The organism is Anaerohalosphaeraceae bacterium, assembly GCA_035378985.1.
In the GTDB taxonomy this organism is placed as follows: domain Bacteria; phylum Planctomycetota; class Phycisphaerae; order Sedimentisphaerales; family Anaerohalosphaeraceae; genus JAHDQI01.
In genome coordinates, this window is sequence record DAOSUR010000001.1 from 134,967 (window position 1) to 151,763 (window position 16,797).

Genomic DNA, 16,797 nt, shown 5'->3' on the forward strand with positions numbered 1-16,797 from the left:
TTCTGAACCAGCAGTAATTTTACAGATTCGGAAGTTCTCTTTCAGAAATAACCGTAATACCGGCTCGCGAAAGAACCTGATGCGCACGGCCCGGGTCATCAAACCGGAAGACAAGGAGCGCCTTTTCGGAAAACTTTTCGACAAAAGCGTACATATACTCCACATTGACATTCCCGTCAGAAAGAACCTTCAGCACTTCGGCCAATCCGCCGGGCCGGTCCGGCACCTCCACCGCCACGACGTCGGTCAGATTGGCGGTGATATTGTGTTTTCGAAACAGACTGATCGCCTCATCGGGTTTGTTGACGACCATCCGAAGCACGCCGAACGACTCCGTTTCCGCAATCGTCAACGCTCGAATATTAATCCCCGCCTGTCCCAGCAGAGAACAGACCTCATAGAGCCGTCCCTTTCGGTTTTCCAGAAACACACTGATTTGCCTGATTTTCATAGTCGGGTTCCTTTCCTGCAAACGTCGGCGGTTTGTTTAAAGAACTCGTTTATCCACCACGCGTTTGGCCTTGCCTTCACTGCGCTGAATCGTTTTGGGTTCAACCAGTTTGACCTTGACGCCGATGGACAAAACCGCCTCAATCTCCTTTTTGATTTTCTGCTCGAGGGCCCGCATCTGCTTGATTTCATCGCTGAAAATCTTCTCATCCACCTCCACCATAATCTCCACCTCATCAAGCTTATGGGCCTGACGGTCAATGACCAGCTGATAATGCGGGTGGGTGCCTTCAATCCCCAGCAGAACATGCTCAATCTGAGACGGAAAGACGTTAATGCCCCGCACGACAATCATATCGTCCGTTCGGCCTTTGATTTTGCTGGTGCGGGGACTGGTCCGTCCGCATCGGCACGGGGCGGTCGTCATGCTCACAATATCGCGGGTCCGGTAGCGAATCAGCGGAATGGCCTGTTTGGTAAGGGTGGTGATGACCAGCTCGCCGTCCTGACCTTCCGGGACGGGTTTTCCGGTTTCGGGGTCGATAATCTCCGGATAAAACACATCCGAGAACAGATGCAGCCCCTGCTTATACGTGCACTCCTGTGATACGCCCGGGCCGATAATTTCCGACAGGCCGTAAATATCCGTGGCGGTCATATTCCAGGTCTCTTCGATTTCTTTGCGCATGGCCTCGCTCCAAGGCTCGGCGCCGAAGATGCCGATGCGCCAGCTGCCCTTCCGTGGGTCCAGTCCCATCTCTTTGGCTTCTTCCGCCATATAGAGGCAATAACTGGGCGTGCAGGCCAGGATGCGGGGCTGGAAATCCTGCATAATCTTCAGCTGCCGCTTAGTCTGGCCGGACGAGGTGGGAATAATGGTCAACCCCATTTCAAGGGCGCCGTAGTGGAAGCCAAGTCCGCCGGTAAATAAACCATAGCCGTAAGCAATCTGGATGATGTCATCCGGTTTTGCCCCGGCACAGCACAGGGCGCGGGCCATTACTTCCGACCAGAGTTTGATATCCTCACGGGTGTAACCAACCAGCGTCGGGTTGCCTGTCGTACCGCTGGACACATGAATTTCTACCACTTCTTCACGGGGGGTGGAGAAAAGCCCGTAAGGATAATTGTCCCGCATATCGAGCTTGGTGGTAAAAGGCAGTTTGGTAATATCATCAATGCTGCGGATATCAGAAGGGCTTACGCCGGCCTCCTCAAATTTCTTTCGATAGACCGGACAGCGGTCATAGACGTACCGCACAAGCTTGACCAGCCGCTCGGACTGGAGATTTTTTAGGTCCTCCAGCGGCATCGTCTCGATTTTTTCGTTCCAGATCATAAACAACCTCCCGTTTTCCATATCCCTCGATTCCTCCGGTGTCCGTCGGACCGTCCGGGGAGAACGTTATTTGACCAGTGCCATCGCATTGCTGAACATCCGCCGATTCACCTCAAGAATCGACGGCTTGAAAACCTTCTGCATCGCCCGCTCCCAACTGTCCGGCCGTATCGGCAGAAAGGCCGCTAAAACCCCCATCAGTCCGGTATTCACCGCCCGCGGATTGTCGGCAATCTGCTGGACTTTTTCGAGGTAAGGCATCAGGTCAGTGCCGCCTTTTCGAAGAAAGGGTTTAAGCCGCGGATGCTCATCGGGGTGGAAACACAGCAGAAAGTCAGCTTGTCCCAGTCCTATCAGGGGAGAATACACTTTGCGGCCGAAACGGACATGAGACTCAACAGAGCCGCCCCGCTGGCTCATCCCGTGGACTTCAGACTTTTTGACGCTGCAGCCGTCATAGAGAGCTGCCCAGCCGAGCAGTTCCGAGGCGGTAATGATGCCCTGCCCGCCGACACCGCCGAACGTGATGTTATAGACCTCCTGTTTTTTCATCATTGTTCCTATCTCACTTCAACAAAACACAAGGATGCTGGACGATAATCACACTGAGAGCGTCGGCCGCCAGACGCTGCTGAACCAGTTCTTCAAGGTCCTTCACCCTGCCCTGCGGGTCGATTACATCGACAAAATCCGCTCCGCAGGCCTGGCAGACGGCTTTCAAATCCAGCCGTTTGGTCGGCTCCCTTCGGATGGTTTTCCCGGTAGCCGGATGCGGCTGACCACCGGTCATCGCCGTCGTGGAGTTGTCGAGAATAAAAATGACCCCTTTGGACTTGTTATAGGCAGCATTAATCAGACCGGGAATGCCCGCATGGACAAAGGTAGAATCCCCCACCAGGCCGACAATCTTTTCCTCCGGATGAGCCCGCCGAAGGCCTTCGTTAAACGTCACACCAGCTCCCATACACAGGCAGGTATGCAGAGCAGACGTCGGAGGCAGAGAACCGAGGGTATAACAGCCGATGTCTCCGGCGACGAAAACATCTAATTTTTTGAGTACGGAGAAAACGGACCAGTGGGGACAGCCCGCACACAGGCGAGGCGCCCGGCCGGGACGCGGCTTGACTTTTTTGGGCTTGCCGGCGACGAGAGAGCGGACAAGATCCTGGTCCAGCTCACCCAGACGATAAGACGGGTGCCTGCCCTGCACCTTGCTGATGCCCAGGGATTTGACATGTTCCTCAATAAACGGGTCCAGTTCCTCAACCACCATCAGCCGCTTAACGCTTCGGGCAAACTTTTTGATTTTCTCATCACAGAACGGATAAAGAAATCCGAGCTTCAGATAGGAAGCATCCGGATAAACTTCTTTCAGATACAGATATGCAACACTGTCCGTAATAAAGCCCAGCGATGTGCTGTTCATTTCAATCCGGTTAAGTCGCGAGCGTTCCGAGAGGGCCTTGAGCTTCACAAGGCGCTTTTCGAGGATTTCGTGGCGGATACGGGCATTGGCGGGCACCATCACGTACTTGCGCATATCTCGCTGCAGAGAACGAATCGGAACTTCTTTTCGGGGACCGATTGCCACATCCTCTTTGCTGTGGGAAATGCGTGTGGTCATTCGGACAATGACCGGTGTATCATACTGCTCGCTGATTTCAAAGGCCTGCTGAATCAAATCGATGGCCTCGGATGGACTGGAGGGCTCAAGGATAGGCAGTTTGGCATAAATGCCCGCCCACCGGGTATCCTGTTCGTTTTGGGAAGAGTGCATCTGGGGGTCATCACAGACAACCGCCACAAAGCCGGCGTTGACACCGGTATAGGCCGAGGTCATCAGCGGGTCCATCGCCACATTGAGTCCGACATGCTTGCAGGCAAACAGCGCCCGCACCCCCCCGACGGCAGCGGCATAAGCCACTTCATACGCCGTCTTCTCATTGACAGACCACTGAACATCCACCTCCGGAAAAGCCGCCAAAGTCTCGAGAATTTCGGTGGATGGGGTCCCGGGATAGGCACAGGCAACTTTCAACCCTGCCTGCCAGGCACCGCGGGCCAGTGCCTCATTGCCTGACAGAAAGGCCTTTTCCAAAGCGGGTTTACGGGCCATACACAACGTTCCTTTGTGCAGGATATCTCGGTTCTCTCTGACTGAAAACAGGAACTTACAGGATAGCGGACTGCCCCTATAAGGTCAAGAAAATCTGCTCTGAAAACCGCTTTTCCAATAAAAAAGGCCCGGTCTGAAAACCGGGCCGCATGCTGAATTGTCCAAGGTGCTTTATAACTTTATAAGGGAGCAATCGTTTCAGAAAGTCCACTCCAGATTGACGCGGGCAAAAAAGGCGTCATCCGAAATGGCGTAATAATCGCCGGGGATAAAGTAATCCAGCAGGAAAATGGTCTTGAAGCTCTTGCAGCAGCTGTAGGTGGCCTGGCCGGTGAGCATATGGCCGCGGAAGTTGCTGTTGGTCAGACTGTTTCCAGTCGGGCCCAGGGCTCTCGGATTAGTCTGGTCGGCCCACAAGAGGTTATAGATAGATTCAATCTTCCATTCAGCATGGGGTTTAAAACTGTGGCCGAAGCCGAGCCGGTGCAGATTGTATACTTCGCCTAGAGCCCCTTCATACGTCCAGATATAAGACTGGAGGTCACCGCCCCGCTGATACTGCGGCCAATCCCCCCAGAGTGAATCAAACTTCTCATCCGCACTCGAATCCGGGTCATCGCCGGACAAATATTCATAGCCGACGTGCACTTCATTTTTCTTTTCGTCATTGAAAGCATACATCAGTTTTGTATTGGCACCAAGACCCTGTAAGGTATTGCCGTTCCGGTCGCCCCACTGTTTGGCCAGTTCGGCACTGTAGGACCAATGGTCATCCAGCGGCCCCGAAAGACGCCCGCCGACAGTATGGATATCGGCATCCTGCCCCGGTGTGCTGCTGTAGCTTTGTGCCCAGTCGGAGTTCTCCTCATTCTTGTAAATGTAGTACAACTCCTGCTGCTGGCCGCCGTCGGCCTTATTGGTCAGGTAGAAAATAAAGCCGCGTTCATCGGTCTTTTGCGTCAGATGGCGGCGGTCCTGAACCGCATGATGATTGAAGGGTTTGATGTACTCTTCTTCGTCATCATACTGCTGAAGGTAAATCACATCTGCCTTTAAGGTATCCGTGAGACCGTATTGAGCGCGAATGGCATCAAAGAAGATGGTTCGCGAACCGTCGGCGGGCGTGCCGTCCAGCACCAGCCAGCCGGTGCCGAGGATGATTTCCTGACGACCGACGGTCAGAGTCAGCGGCATGTCGAAAGCATTGCGCCACTGAATATTGAAAATGTCAAAAATGGCTTCGTCAAAATCGACATTCTGATTTTCAAAGAATGGGATCGGATGATTCTCCGGCTTGCAGTGATTCCAGAACTCCCAGGTGAGCCGGGTGTTCAAATCCATATCCTCCGCCATCGCCCATTTTAGAGACCACCGTGTACGAATGCGCTGCCAGTGATGGTCATTGTAGTTGTCGCTGCCGCCCCAGTCTTCGTTCATAGACAGCAGATTCCGGGCGTATACCTCACGCAGGCGGATGTCCAGGCCCATCGTAACATTTTCCATCGGGTTTTTGAAGGCCTTTACCAAATCGCTGTCCACTTCGTGCCAGTGCTTGGCGGCCTCTTCGGCTAAAGCAAACGAGACAATGCCGTTCAGCAGTGCCGCAGCAAGTACGGCTCCCAGTCCTTTCATCGCTTTCATTCCATTCTCCTTACGTTCCATTTCCTTGAAAATCCTTGTTAGAGAGAACAAATCCCTCTCCGCTTTTTTTTATGAAGAAACTCCCCGAAAACATCGGTCCAGATGTTCTTTGGAAGGAGGTTGAGTAAAGAAACTGAAGACAATCGCCGTCAGGATAGAGATCGGCAAAGCTACCAGAATCGGGTCGACAACAGGCCAGTTGGGCACATCCGCCAGCAGGGAGGTTTTCCCGCCGGTGACTTTCTGCACCAGGCCGATAGTCTGGGCTTCCTGGGCCTTGATAAACACCAGCCAGAATGCTGTGACGACAAAGCCGACGATCATGGAGGCAATGGCCGCCGCCCGTGTCATCCGCGGAAAATACAATGCCCCGATAAACATCGGCAGAAAAGCTGACGCACACAGGCCGAAGAAAATCGATGTGGCCCGGGCAATGAACGTACTCTCGCGGGCATAATAACTGATGACAACGGCATAAATGATTCCGAGGATAATTCCGATTCGGTTGATATTGGTACTCTTGCCGTGCTGACCGGTAATTTGCTCATAAACATCCCGCCCGATGCTGGTCCCGACTGTATGGAACTGGCTGGACAGCGTGCTCATCGCCGCCGACAAAAGTGTCAGCAGAAACAGCAGCCCGAACCAGGAAGGCATAGCACTTTTAATAAAAGTAGGAATGATTTCATCCGCTGTGCCTTTCGCATAGACAAAGGAAATGCTTCGCCCCTGACGAATTTCCGTCGGTTTGCCGTCCGCCTCCATCTGTCCGATGCTTTCTCCATAAAGTTTAACCGGAGCCGTCTTGCCCGCCACATCTTCCCAGCCCCCTGCATTGTTTGGTTTCACAAGCTGCAAAACCGCCAGATTTTTCTCCGCATCGAGAACTTTAACAATTCGTCCGGTCATCAGCGGGCCCTGCTCTGCAAAATAAGCATTTGACAGAGCTCCGACCGTAAACGCCACGCCGGTCATAATCAGGATGAAAATACCGCCGACCACGACCGCGCGATTCAATTCGCGCCGGCTCTTAACAGTCATAAAACGGACCACCAGCTGGGGTTGAGCGAGAACCCCGATACCAACACCCAGCGTAATCGTTCCAATGATCGTCCACCACAGGTTGTATTTCGTATCGCCCCATCCGAACAAAGGCATAGCTGTCCAGCCGCGATGTCCGATGGCCTGAAGGTTGGGCGGCACCAAAGGAGCTAATGCCGTCAATTTTTGATGGCCGGCAGTCAGTCCCCCTACTTTCACATACGTGAAAATCAGCAGCAGGAACATACCCACAAACATAATCGTGCCCTGAAGGGCGTCTGTGTACATCACCCCTTTCAGGCCGCCGACAACTACATAAGCCGCCACAATGACACTAAAAACCAGCAATGCAGTTGTGTACGAAATATCAAACTGACTGGCGACAAAAACACTTCCGCCGATCAGAACTGCCGCCGCATACAACGGAATAAAAAGGAAAATGATTAGGCCGGAGGCAACCTGGATAAATCGGCTTTCGTAGCGGCGCCCCAGCAATTCGGGGAAGGTATGTGCATCGAGGATATGGCCCATTCGTCTTGCGCGGGGAGCAAACACCACAAATGCAATGAAAATCCCGACAAAAATGTTCAAAAAGGTCAGCCACAGTACAGACATTCCGTAAAGCCCCGCCACCCCGCCGAATCCGACTATGGCACTGGTGGAAATAAAAGTAGCTCCATAACTCATGGCCATCACAAAAGGGTGAATTTGCCGACCGGCTATCAGGTAATCGGTCGCATTCTTGGTGCGCCAATATCCTAATAACCCCAGATACACAACGAGCAGCAGATAGGCCAATACGACAATGATTTGTTCAAGAGAGATGTCCGCCAGCATACAAAACCTCCTGTCAATCTCAACGGGGAGCAGGATTAACCCTCCAAATTGAGAGAGTCTTAAAGCAGTTTACAGATTTTCCTCCACCTTTTTTTCTTCAGAGACCCATTTTAAATCTTCGGGCTTGACCGGCTCATCCCCTTTGTTTCGCGCAAAAAGACCGTACAATACACATAAAATGGAAGAGCCGATACACAACAAATAAGCCAGAAGAACTCCTTTATCTTCGATACCTAACATTTTCCCATCTCCCGTTTCCCGACTCCTCATCTCCTTTTTTTTAAATGTTCTGATAATCTTAGTGTAGATAAGGCTAAAATCAATTTTTTTTCGGCAAAAAAGTGTGCTTTTTGTGAATTTTTCACACTTTTTTGTACTCTAACAACATCTAAATCGTCCGAGTTTTAACAATTTAGCAGCATTTTCATAAAATAATTTTTGTTTAAGAGATTCATCAGAAATTATGTTTTCAATATTGAGAATCGCGTTTTTTTGGTTGTCCCAAGGGCTGTCTGTTCCGAAAAGAAGATAATCAGGGTTGTGTTTTTCCAGCATTTGAGCCATCCTTTGCGGCCCTAAGTAGTCAAACGACACAGAGGTTTCGATATAGATGGGTTTTCCGAGCAGGTAGTGGTTCACCTCGTCCCACTGGAACCAGCCGCCCATATGGGTGGTAACCAGTTTTAACTCGCTGAATCGTTCGAGAACATTCAGGACTTGCCGAGGACCTGCCTTTTCTTCTCTTGGAAAAGCAATGTCGTATCCCGTGTGCAAAACAAGAATCAAGTCATTTTCAATAATAGACTTGTACAACAAATCATTCCGGGGATCATCAATAAGCATATTTTGATAATAAGGATGTATTTTTACTCCAATAAATCCCCTGTCAGCAATTTCTTTTATTTTGTCCGGCAATGCAGAATCGTCTGGATGCACAGAAGGAAAAGGGATGATTCGTTTGGAACGAATTTGAGAACTCCATTCGAGGATCGGCTTAAACTGTGTGGGGCGCGTGGCAATACTGCACAATACAGCTGTTTCAATGCCTGCTTCGTCCATCGAGCGAAGCAATGAGTCTACTCGGCCGTCCAAATACGACTTCACGTCGCATTCGGAATGAAGCTGGGCCATGGCTCTATCGGCAAGTGAATCCGGAAACGCATGGGTATGAATATCGATAATCCGGCGTTTCCCGGCCGTGGTCTTTAAGGAGGACTTACCCACTCGTGTCTACCTATTTTTCTACCGGTATGCCTAAAGAAAAAACTGTCAAACAGGTTTGACGTTAATGGCTACCTTACCTTTTTCCCCGGCGGTTACATCAAATTCGACACGCTGGCCCTCTTTGAGTGTTCGAAAGCCCTGCATATCGATCTTGGAATGATGAACAAACAAATCATCGCCGCCTTCATCCGGTGTAATAAACCCAAACCCCTTCTTCTCATTGAACCACTTGACTGTCCCGCTGCTCACGACAATCTCCCTGGGGTGAAATATCCCCATAAACCATTGACCCTCCTGCAACCAGAAAAGGATTCAGTCGGAGGGAAAAACCTGAATCCCATCAACTTTTCTAAAAAATAGAACAAAAAAAGAGAACTATGTCAATTTTTCAGCTGATATTTTTTCGCATTTTCAACATGAGCAGCGTCCGATAACTCATTGTAAATGAACAATTTTGAGAAAATAGGGCCCTTTTTGTGAATTGACCGCTCTAACCGGACGATAGAACAAAGTAATCTGAAACCATATTTGAGGAGTTCAATATGGGAATCCAACGATGGTCTGAAAACGTCATTCTGGTGAATTTGGCGCCCGAACCGGATCTCGGCGAAGAGATTATTTCTGTCTGCCAGACGGTCTCTCGGGAAAAGGAACAAGATGTTGTGATTGATTTTTCGGACGTGGAGATTGTGACGTCTTCGAGCATCGCCAAACTGCTCAAACTTCGCAAGATTCTCCACGACAACCAGCGAAAACTGGTCTTTTGCTGTGTACAGCCCCAGACCAAAAATATCTTTTTGGTCACCGGTCTGGATACCGTTTTTACTTTTGTGGAAGATCAATTTGTAGCGCTGGCGGGGCTGCAAATGGCCCAAGCTGAATCGTAAAAAGGAAAACTTTGGGATTGACAACTCCGTCAGGAATTTGTAAAGACATTTTACGCCAAGCACATTGCGAAAACCGCTGCAAAGAGCAAGCGGTTTTCGTAATCTGCTTGCGGAAGAAAAGAGACGAAAAAAAATGGAAAAAGAACTTCTCCGGCAGGCAGAAGAACGTTTGGGGTATCATTTCAGCAACCCGGCACTTCTGGAAGAGGCCCTGATTCATTCCTCCTGGGCCAACTCGCGATTGACCAGCAATGAACGGCTGGAGTTTTTGGGAGATGCGGTGCTCGGACTTCTGATTTGCCATGCCTTGTATGAACGCTTTCCTGACTATCTGGAAGGGGACCTAACCAAAATCAAGAGCGTACTGGTGTCCCGGAAAATCTGCGCTCAGATTGCCCGCTCCCTGGGGCTTCTCGACTTTATTCAGGTCGGCAAAGGCACGAACGGGTCACGAGCGATGAACGGGTCCATAGCAGCAGGCACCTTGGAGGCGATTCTGGCAGCCATTTACCTGGACGGCGGCTTCGCAGCCGCACAGGAGTTCGTTCAAAGGCAATTCGGTCCTTACCTCGAAAGCGCCGATGCCCAGGGACATTTGGACAATTTTAAATCCATTCTCCAGCAATACAGCCAGCGTCATCTGAATGCCACTCCGACATACCGGCTGCTGGATGAAAAAGGGCCCGACCATAACAAATGCTTTGAAGTGTGTGCGGCAATCGGCCAGCGATTGTTCAGCAGCGCCTGGGGCGCAACCAAAAAAGAGGCCGAACAAAGAGCCGCTCTGAAGGCCCTGATTGAACTGGGTGTCCTCAACGAAAGCGGAGACTGTCCGGCGGAACTGCCGGACAACTAACTGGTAATCAGCCACACCAGCAGATTTAAAACCATCCCCGCCAAAATCATGAATCCGCTCAGGGTCAAAAACAACACCAGCACTTCCAAGACAAATTGCTTCCAGAAAAGCACCCGAAGACGTGTAGCTTTATAGACAACAGCTATCGACAAAAGCAGCGGAAACATCCACAGAAGAGAAAGCGGTGTGGTGCCGATTTCCACCGGAGCAAAAAATCCTGCCAGAAGCATCGGAAAACCTTCAGCCATGTTCCTCCTCCTGTCCAATGGTCTCCCCGATGCCGGAATAGGCCCGATAGACGGCATTCAGAATACACAGCAGATTCATCAGACCCGCCAGCGCCGTATAGATTTGACCATAATCCTGCGGACGCCCGTAAACCGGATAATCCCCTTTCTGAGCAATCTGGCCAATCCATCCAATCACAGGACTGGTCAAAATCTGTGCCAAATACCAAGGTTTGGCCCCTACCGGATCGACAATTCCTATGGACCCGATATAGAGACCTATTAGAAAGGTAAACACAATCGCCGCAAAAAAAACGTAAGCGTGACGGCGCTGTCCAATCAGAAAATGGCCTCCGCCGGGGACTGCCCAGGCCGCCGCGGCCACGAGACACAGCCAGAAGGTATGATCAAACGGCCTATTCGATTTCGTCGGCATTAATAGTCCACCGGCAGTTCAATCTCAATCGGTTCAGGACGTTCTCGGGGGTCTTTATAAACCAGCCCCATTCTGCTGACAATATTCTCCGGATTAAAATGCGTCAGTCCCAGCCCCATTTTGGCCAGCAAAGCCCGCTGCACAGCCATTTTGCTTTTGTTGTCTGCATAATCCTTTTCGGTTGCGGGCTGCCGTGTAAGTTCCTTCACTACACCGACATTTCGGGCCGATTCAACAACCACAAGACGCGCAATCGGACCTGTTGTCTGCTGAGAGGGCTCAAGCATTTCCGCCAGTTTTCGGACAAAGACCGCATTCTGATAACGCCCGACAAGCAAATCCCGCGAAGCCGAAGGTACCGACAGACGCTGGCGAAGGGTCTCCACCTGACTTTGCGGAGGAATCATCTGATTGGTGATCGTACGGACCTGAGGCCGCGTCGAAACCGGATTATTGGGGTCCGTCTGGGGATAGTGAACTTCGTAAAACCGCTGAAGACCTTTCTCCCATCCTTCCGTCTCCACAAAGCGAATTAAATCCGACGCCTGGGAGCGGGCCTTTTCCATCGCCCGAAGGGTCTTGAGATCCTTGGAAACCTGCTGTCGGACCGAAAAAACCGACGGCACTGAAGCATCAGAGAGGAGAATACCGCGGTTTTCAAAGGAAAAATTCAAATCTTCCGGCAGCACCGGCGGCTGAATGCCGATAACCCGAAGCATCCCCCGCAAAGATACATACTGCCCTTCGGCAAGGATGCCTCCGCTGAGGGGGCCGATGGTTTCCCAAATCCTCACAGACGGCAGCCCGGGCACAGATGAGGGCTTTCCATCCTCCGGAATCGCCATCAGGACATCCAATAAACGCACGGAGGTTTCCGAAGAAGTCGGAAGAGCAACCCGGCGGAGAAACGAATCCGAGGCCAGGTCTTCCGGACGGAGCCACCCGGTCTTGCCGGTTCTGACCGTAATCTGAAACTTCTGCGCCAGCTGGCGGGCGGCCGCTGTGTAGTCTCCCGCGGTCTGCTGGAGCTGAGCGACCGTTACCTTCTCAAAGTCGAGTGCATCCCAGCCGACATCGGTCATCTGGCGGGCTTCATTGAGAATACTGTTGGCTAAATCCTCGGCCCGCTGACGCTCCATTTCCTGACGAATCTGCTGGACCACCTGGGCAAAAGGCCGCGTAATCGTTCGCGTCCCCGCATCCGGCTTATTGGGGTCGAGAGGTTCGGTTGTCTGATACTTGCTCAGATTGGCTGTATAATATGCTTCAAGTTCTTCAAAAGAGGGTTTTTCAATTTTATTCTGAATCTCATCCAGCCGAATCAGCAGGTACTCGAGCTGAACACGCCGGCCGACGGCATAGCCGAACCCATACGGATTTTCGGGAGAAAAGGCCATCGGATACACTGTCCGATAGGTCTGAAACTGCTTTTGGATTTCTTCTTCTGTTGGTTCGGACTGCTCATCCACCCAAAGGTCTGCATCCAGCAGGAGAACCTGAGCAGACAATTTTTCCATGGTTCGGGCAATATGGCTGCGGATTTCGTCTGTTGTAACCAGATAATTTCCCAGCACCATGTCTGCATAATTCATCACACTCACCAGCGAGCCGAAGGCCCGAATAATTTCCTGTCTGGACTTTTTGGTCTGTTCCATAATCCGGTTGATGAGAACAGCCGGATCCAGCTGGTTTTGTGTGAGACCTAAAATAATCTGCCGCAGGAAGCCCTCTGCATCCGCATCAGAAAGGACAAAACCGACCTTTTCAACCTCCTTTTTAAGGAGCAGCCACAAAATCTCCGGACGATGCCGCTTTGAAGCAAAGAACCTGTCAATTTCCTCCGTTTTCAAATCGATTTGCCCCCGTTCAGCCAACTGGAGCAGCTGCAGACGCAGCTCACCGGAGGCGCGGGCATCCGGGAAAAGAATCAATTCGAGCAGCTGAGGTGTTAAATCACTGTACATCTGAGAAAATGCAAGCAGCATCCGGTCCACCATCAGCATCTTGAGGATTTCCAGCTCCTGCTGGGCATGATAAACATCAATGGAACGGATTTTTTGACCGTCGCCGTACACAGCCTCGACATGTTTAGCCCCCCCCTGACCGATGTACATCAAAAACTGCTGGAGGCCGTAGCCGCCGACAAAAGAAATCATAATCAAAATCACCAGCCAGGCCATCAGTTTTCGTTCGTTCTTGCGAATCCATTTAATGATATGCATGGGTTCCTCAGTCAATTCAGGTAAATCAAACTCCGTTATTTACGAAATGAGCAAGTATAGTCAAATCCCTTCTGATTGCAAGAAAAAACAAGGTTAGAATCAACCGGGTTTCGCTTGAGTCGCAAACTCGCATCTTTATTATTTTGGACTTTCTTGATTCAAAGGGTACAATCCATTGAAAACAATGAGAAAAAACTTATCTGACAAATTGTTTGAACGGGCTTGTCGGGTTATCCCGGGAGGGGTCAACTCCCCGGTCCGGGCTTTCCGCGGCGTTGGGCTTACACCGATTTTTATTGACCGAGCCGCCGGAGCCCACATATGGGACATTGACGGCAATGAATATATAGATTATGTTGGTTCCTGGGGGCCGATGATTCTTGGACACGCCCATCCGGCTGTGGTAGAGGCCGTCAGACAAGCCGCAACCAAAGGCACCTCCTTCGGGACGGCTACCGAAAACGAAGTCAAACTGGCAGAGGCCGTTGTTTCTGCTTTTGAAAGCATAGAGAAGGTGCGTCTGGTCAGCAGCGGGACTGAAGCGGTCATGACGGCTGTTCGTCTGGCCCGGGCCTTTACCGGCAGAGACCTTCTGGTCAAGATGGACGGCTGCTATCACGGGCACAGCGATTCGATGCTGGTTCAGGCCGGTTCAGGGGTTGCGGAACTGGGGCTGCCGGCCAGTGCTGGGGTCCCGGCAGACCTGGCAAAAAAAACCATCACGGTTCCTTATAATGACATACACGCCCTCGAAACCGTGTTCGAAAAATACCCGCACCAGATTGCCGGGGTCATTATTGAGCCGATTGCCGCCAATATGGGGGTCGTACCGCCGAAAGAAGGATACTTGCAAGCCATTCGGCAAATGTGCACGGAACACAAGAGCGTTCTGATTTTTGATGAGGTCATTACGGGTTTTCGTGCAGCGTACGGCGGAGCCCAGTCGCTTCTCCACATCTCGGCGGACCTGACGTGTTTAGGCAAAATTGTCGGCGGCGGGTTGCCCTGTGCGGCAGTCGGCGGCCGGAAAGAGATTATGGACCTTCTGGCTCCGCTGGGACCGGTCTATCAGGCCGGAACGCTCAGCGGGAACCCTCTGGCGACAGCGGCGTCTCTGGCCGTGCTGGAGATTCTGCAAAAACCCGGGGTTTACGAGCAATTGGAATTGCTCTCCGCCCGACTGGAACAAGGACTCCATGAGGCCGCTCGGAAAAACCGCACAGCAATCCATATCAATCGGGCAGGGTCCATCCTGAGCGTCTTTTTTACAGACAAACCGGTGAATAATTTTGAAGATGTTCAGAAATGCAGCGGCCGTTTGTTTAAACGCTTCTTTGCTTCGATGCTCCAACAGGGAATCTATTTGGCCCCCAGTGCTTATGAGGCATGGTTTGTCTCCCTGGCCCATACGGAAAGGGATATTGATAGAACGATTCAGGCGGCCTATAATGCTTTCACAGACCTGAACACAAACGAAACCTGAAAATGAGGAGTCAGGACATGGAAGACCATCAGACGGCTCATGATATGATTGATGTGACGGACTGCCTGGAGGCGAGGGACGCCTTTCGGGGAATGAAGAACTTTTGTTTCTGGCTGATGCTGATTTGTCTGCTGCTTCTGCAGGGACTGTTCTGGTTTCAGCAGAGCGGCGGTATCTCGGATGAAAAAACATGCAATCCGAGCATGACATCCGAGATGACCGGTTCGGAGAAAGCGGCTGCTGAAACCGTTTCGCAATCGGCCGCATCGGAATCGTCTCCTGCGGCTGCACCGGCAGGCGAGTCGGTAATTGTCAACCGTGAAAATCCGGCGGAACCGATTGTTCAGGCCGCCAGGGAAGTGACCCAGGAGGTCCAAACCCCTCAAAAGCCCGATGCGGAAAAAACAAAATTTCCGCCCCTTCATTGGCCGCCTTTTCACCTGTCCACCCGTCAGGCCTGGGTGCTGGTCAGCGGGCTGAATGCCGTCCTCCTATTTGCGGCTGTGCTCTACTGTCTTGTCCTTGTGTTTATCCTGAAAGTGTCACTGGTCAGCCGTTTGGGGGGCATCAGCCACATCAGCCGGGCCTTTTTTATCTCCCTTTTCCTTCTGGTGCTTCTGTTTCCCTGGCAGTGTCTCGTACCCGGGGTCTTGCTGGGAACAATTTATCTGCCGTCGGAACTGCTTCAATTTTTCCCCTCCCAGTCTGACGGGACAAAACTTTGGCAGGTCTTAACGTATATCCGTTTTGTCGGACTTTGGATTCCGGCTGTTTGGCTGCTTGTCTGGTCGGCCATTCGTTCCGGAAAATGGTATCGTACCACACAGCGGCGGCTGGGGATTGTGGCCTGACAGGAGGGCTGTCTTGGCTGAATCTCGGAAAACAATCGGCTTCATCGGTACGGGAATTATGGGCGCACCGATGGCAGCGAATCTGCTGAAGGCCGGCTATCAGGTTATTGTTCACAACCGTACGAAATCACGGGCTCAGCCGCTTTTAGACCAGGGGGCTGTTTGGGCGGAAACCCCTGCCCAGGCGGCAGCCGGTGCCGATGCGGTTATGACCTGTCTGCCGAATACGCCGGACGTCCAGCAGGTTTTGCTGGGACCGTCAGGGGTGTATGAAACCGCCCGGCAAGGACTTATCTGCATTGACACTTCCACAATTTGTCCGGATGCCACTCGGAAAATCGCCGCTCAACTGGGGCAGAAAGGCGTGATTTTTTTTGATGCCCCCGTCAGCGGCGGACAAATCGGAGCCATCGAAGGCAAACTGTCGATTATGATCGGAGGCCCCCGCGAACATCTGGAAACAATCCGGCCGATTCTGGAGGTCGTTGGACGCACTCTTACCCACTGCGGCCCGGTCGGCTTCGGCCAGATGACCAAACTGGTTAACCAGGTAATGATTATTCATACGATTGTGAGCATTGCGGAAGGTCTGGCATTCGCCAAAAAGGCAGGGCTGAATCTGGAAACAACTCTGTCAGCGGTCTTGGCCGGGGCGGCCTACAGTCATTCCCTGAAGCATCTGGGGCCGAAGATACTGGCAGGCGATTGGAAACCTGCCTTTAAGGTCGATTTGCAAATCAAGGATTTAAATATCATCTTGGATTATGCACAGCGCATCGGCCAGCCCCTGCCGGCAACGGCTCTAGCCCGGGAACTGCTGAGCATCCTGTCGGCTCGCGGACGGGGACAGGACGGTACGCAGGCACTTTTTGAAGTGATTGAACAGATGGGAAAATAAAAAGGCCGTTGGGAAGTATATCTCCAACGGCCCTCTTCTCGGAAAAGACACGTCGTCTCAGTGATTTTCTTACTCGCAGCTGTCGGTGATGGTTCCGCCGTCATCCTCTTCCGCCAGACAGAGTCCGGCCGTCAGAGAACGGAAGACCTCACATCCGCCGACGGTATCTCCGTCGCCGTCTTCGGCAACCGCTGTATTGCCCAGCGTCAGAAAGAACGTCAGGGCTATCAGAATCAGCATCAAATAAGCAAGCGTTTTCATTGGAATCCCCTTTCGAAAAGGTTTTCAG

The 16,797-nt window shown here is 51.7% G+C and carries 18 protein-coding genes; 5 read left to right on the plus strand and 13 right to left on the minus strand.

Annotated elements, in window-relative coordinates:
• Positions 1 to 19: 19 nt before the first annotated feature.
• The 9 genes from PKY88_00645 to PKY88_00685 all read right to left on the minus strand — a co-directional run bounded on the left by PKY88_00645 (position 20) and on the right by PKY88_00685 (position 8,927).
• Positions 20 to 451: an ACT domain-containing protein gene (locus tag PKY88_00645; protein ID HOQ03708.1), complete on the minus strand. Its 432-nt coding sequence runs from the start codon at positions 449 to 451 to the stop codon at positions 20 to 22.
• A gap of 36 nt (positions 452 to 487) precedes the next feature.
• The gene (locus PKY88_00650) at positions 488 to 1,810 is read right to left on the minus strand and encodes a phenylacetate--CoA ligase (GenBank protein HOQ03709.1); all 1,323 of its coding nucleotides are present in this window, start codon (positions 1,808 to 1,810) and stop codon (positions 488 to 490) included.
• A 45-nt stretch (positions 1,811 to 1,855) separates the two neighbouring features.
• Positions 1,856 to 2,344, minus strand: coding sequence for an indolepyruvate oxidoreductase subunit beta (locus PKY88_00655; protein HOQ03710.1), 489 nt, complete (start codon positions 2,342 to 2,344; stop codon positions 1,856 to 1,858).
• 10 nt (positions 2,345 to 2,354) lie between these two features.
• Positions 2,355 to 3,905 carry a thiamine pyrophosphate-dependent enzyme gene (locus PKY88_00660; protein HOQ03711.1) on the minus strand — a complete coding sequence of 517 codons (1,551 nt, stop codon included), beginning with the start codon at positions 3,903 to 3,905 and terminating at the stop codon, positions 2,355 to 2,357.
• A 198-nt stretch (positions 3,906 to 4,103) separates the two neighbouring features.
• Positions 4,104 to 5,546 (minus strand): alginate export family protein, encoded by a 1,443-nt coding sequence (locus tag PKY88_00665; protein HOQ03712.1) that lies wholly within the window; start codon positions 5,544 to 5,546, stop codon positions 4,104 to 4,106.
• Positions 5,547 to 5,615: 69 nt separating this feature from the next.
• Positions 5,616 to 7,424, minus strand: a complete 1,809-nt coding sequence (locus PKY88_00670; GenBank protein ID HOQ03713.1) for a sodium:solute symporter family protein — start codon at positions 7,422 to 7,424, stop codon at positions 5,616 to 5,618.
• Between the two features lie 69 nt (positions 7,425 to 7,493).
• Positions 7,494 to 7,664, minus strand: coding sequence for a hypothetical protein (locus PKY88_00675; protein HOQ03714.1), 171 nt, complete (start codon positions 7,662 to 7,664; stop codon positions 7,494 to 7,496).
• A gap of 138 nt (positions 7,665 to 7,802) precedes the next feature.
• Positions 7,803 to 8,648 (minus strand): amidohydrolase family protein, encoded by an 846-nt coding sequence (locus tag PKY88_00680; protein HOQ03715.1) that lies wholly within the window; start codon positions 8,646 to 8,648, stop codon positions 7,803 to 7,805.
• A gap of 45 nt (positions 8,649 to 8,693) precedes the next feature.
• Positions 8,694 to 8,927 (minus strand): cold-shock protein, encoded by a 234-nt coding sequence (locus PKY88_00685; GenBank protein HOQ03716.1) that lies wholly within the window; start codon positions 8,925 to 8,927, stop codon positions 8,694 to 8,696.
• A gap of 263 nt (positions 8,928 to 9,190) precedes the next feature.
• On the opposite strand from PKY88_00685, the gene PKY88_00690 reads away from it, so the two are divergent.
• The gene (locus PKY88_00690; GenBank protein HOQ03717.1) at positions 9,191 to 9,535 is read left to right on the plus strand and encodes an STAS domain-containing protein; all 345 of its coding nucleotides are present in this window, start codon (positions 9,191 to 9,193) and stop codon (positions 9,533 to 9,535) included.
• A gap of 133 nt (positions 9,536 to 9,668) precedes the next feature.
• Complete coding sequence (gene rnc / locus PKY88_00695) at positions 9,669 to 10,391, plus strand: ribonuclease III (GenBank protein ID HOQ03718.1); 723 nt, start codon at positions 9,669 to 9,671, stop codon at positions 10,389 to 10,391.
• Here the strand turns inward: rnc and PKY88_00700 are convergent.
• Genes PKY88_00700 through PKY88_00710 form a run of 3 tightly spaced genes read right to left on the minus strand, consistent with a single transcriptional unit; the run spans position 10,388 to position 13,276 of the window.
• The gene (locus PKY88_00700) at positions 10,388 to 10,639 is read right to left on the minus strand and encodes a hypothetical protein (protein HOQ03719.1); all 252 of its coding nucleotides are present in this window, start codon (positions 10,637 to 10,639) and stop codon (positions 10,388 to 10,390) included. The two genes, rnc and PKY88_00700, sit on opposite strands and share 4 nt — an antisense overlap.
• Positions 10,632 to 11,054: a hypothetical protein gene (locus tag PKY88_00705; GenBank protein ID HOQ03720.1), complete on the minus strand. Its 423-nt coding sequence runs from the start codon at positions 11,052 to 11,054 to the stop codon at positions 10,632 to 10,634. The genes PKY88_00700 and PKY88_00705 overlap by 8 nt, the downstream gene beginning before the upstream one ends.
• Positions 11,054 to 13,276: a hypothetical protein gene (locus PKY88_00710; protein HOQ03721.1), complete on the minus strand. Its 2,223-nt coding sequence runs from the start codon at positions 13,274 to 13,276 to the stop codon at positions 11,054 to 11,056. Before PKY88_00710 ends, PKY88_00705 begins: the two co-directional genes overlap by 1 nt.
• A gap of 184 nt (positions 13,277 to 13,460) precedes the next feature.
• Between PKY88_00710 and hemL the strand changes: the two genes are divergently transcribed.
• Genes hemL through PKY88_00725 form a run of 3 tightly spaced genes read left to right on the plus strand, consistent with a single transcriptional unit; the run spans position 13,461 to position 16,508 of the window.
• Entirely contained in the window at positions 13,461 to 14,759 is a 1,299-nt protein-coding gene (hemL, locus tag PKY88_00715) for a glutamate-1-semialdehyde 2,1-aminomutase (protein ID HOQ03722.1), read from the plus strand.
• Between the two features lie 17 nt (positions 14,760 to 14,776).
• Positions 14,777 to 15,610 carry a hypothetical protein gene (locus tag PKY88_00720; protein HOQ03723.1) on the plus strand — a complete coding sequence of 278 codons (834 nt, stop codon included), beginning with the start codon at positions 14,777 to 14,779 and terminating at the stop codon, positions 15,608 to 15,610.
• Positions 15,611 to 15,623: 13 nt separating this feature from the next.
• Positions 15,624 to 16,508, plus strand: coding sequence for an NAD(P)-dependent oxidoreductase (locus PKY88_00725; protein ID HOQ03724.1), 885 nt, complete (start codon positions 15,624 to 15,626; stop codon positions 16,506 to 16,508).
• Positions 16,509 to 16,577: 69 nt separating this feature from the next.
• Here the strand turns inward: PKY88_00725 and PKY88_00730 are convergent, their stop codons facing one another.
• Positions 16,578 to 16,769, minus strand: coding sequence for a hypothetical protein (locus PKY88_00730; GenBank protein ID HOQ03725.1), 192 nt, complete (start codon positions 16,767 to 16,769; stop codon positions 16,578 to 16,580).
• Positions 16,770 to 16,797: the final 28 nt, after the last annotated feature.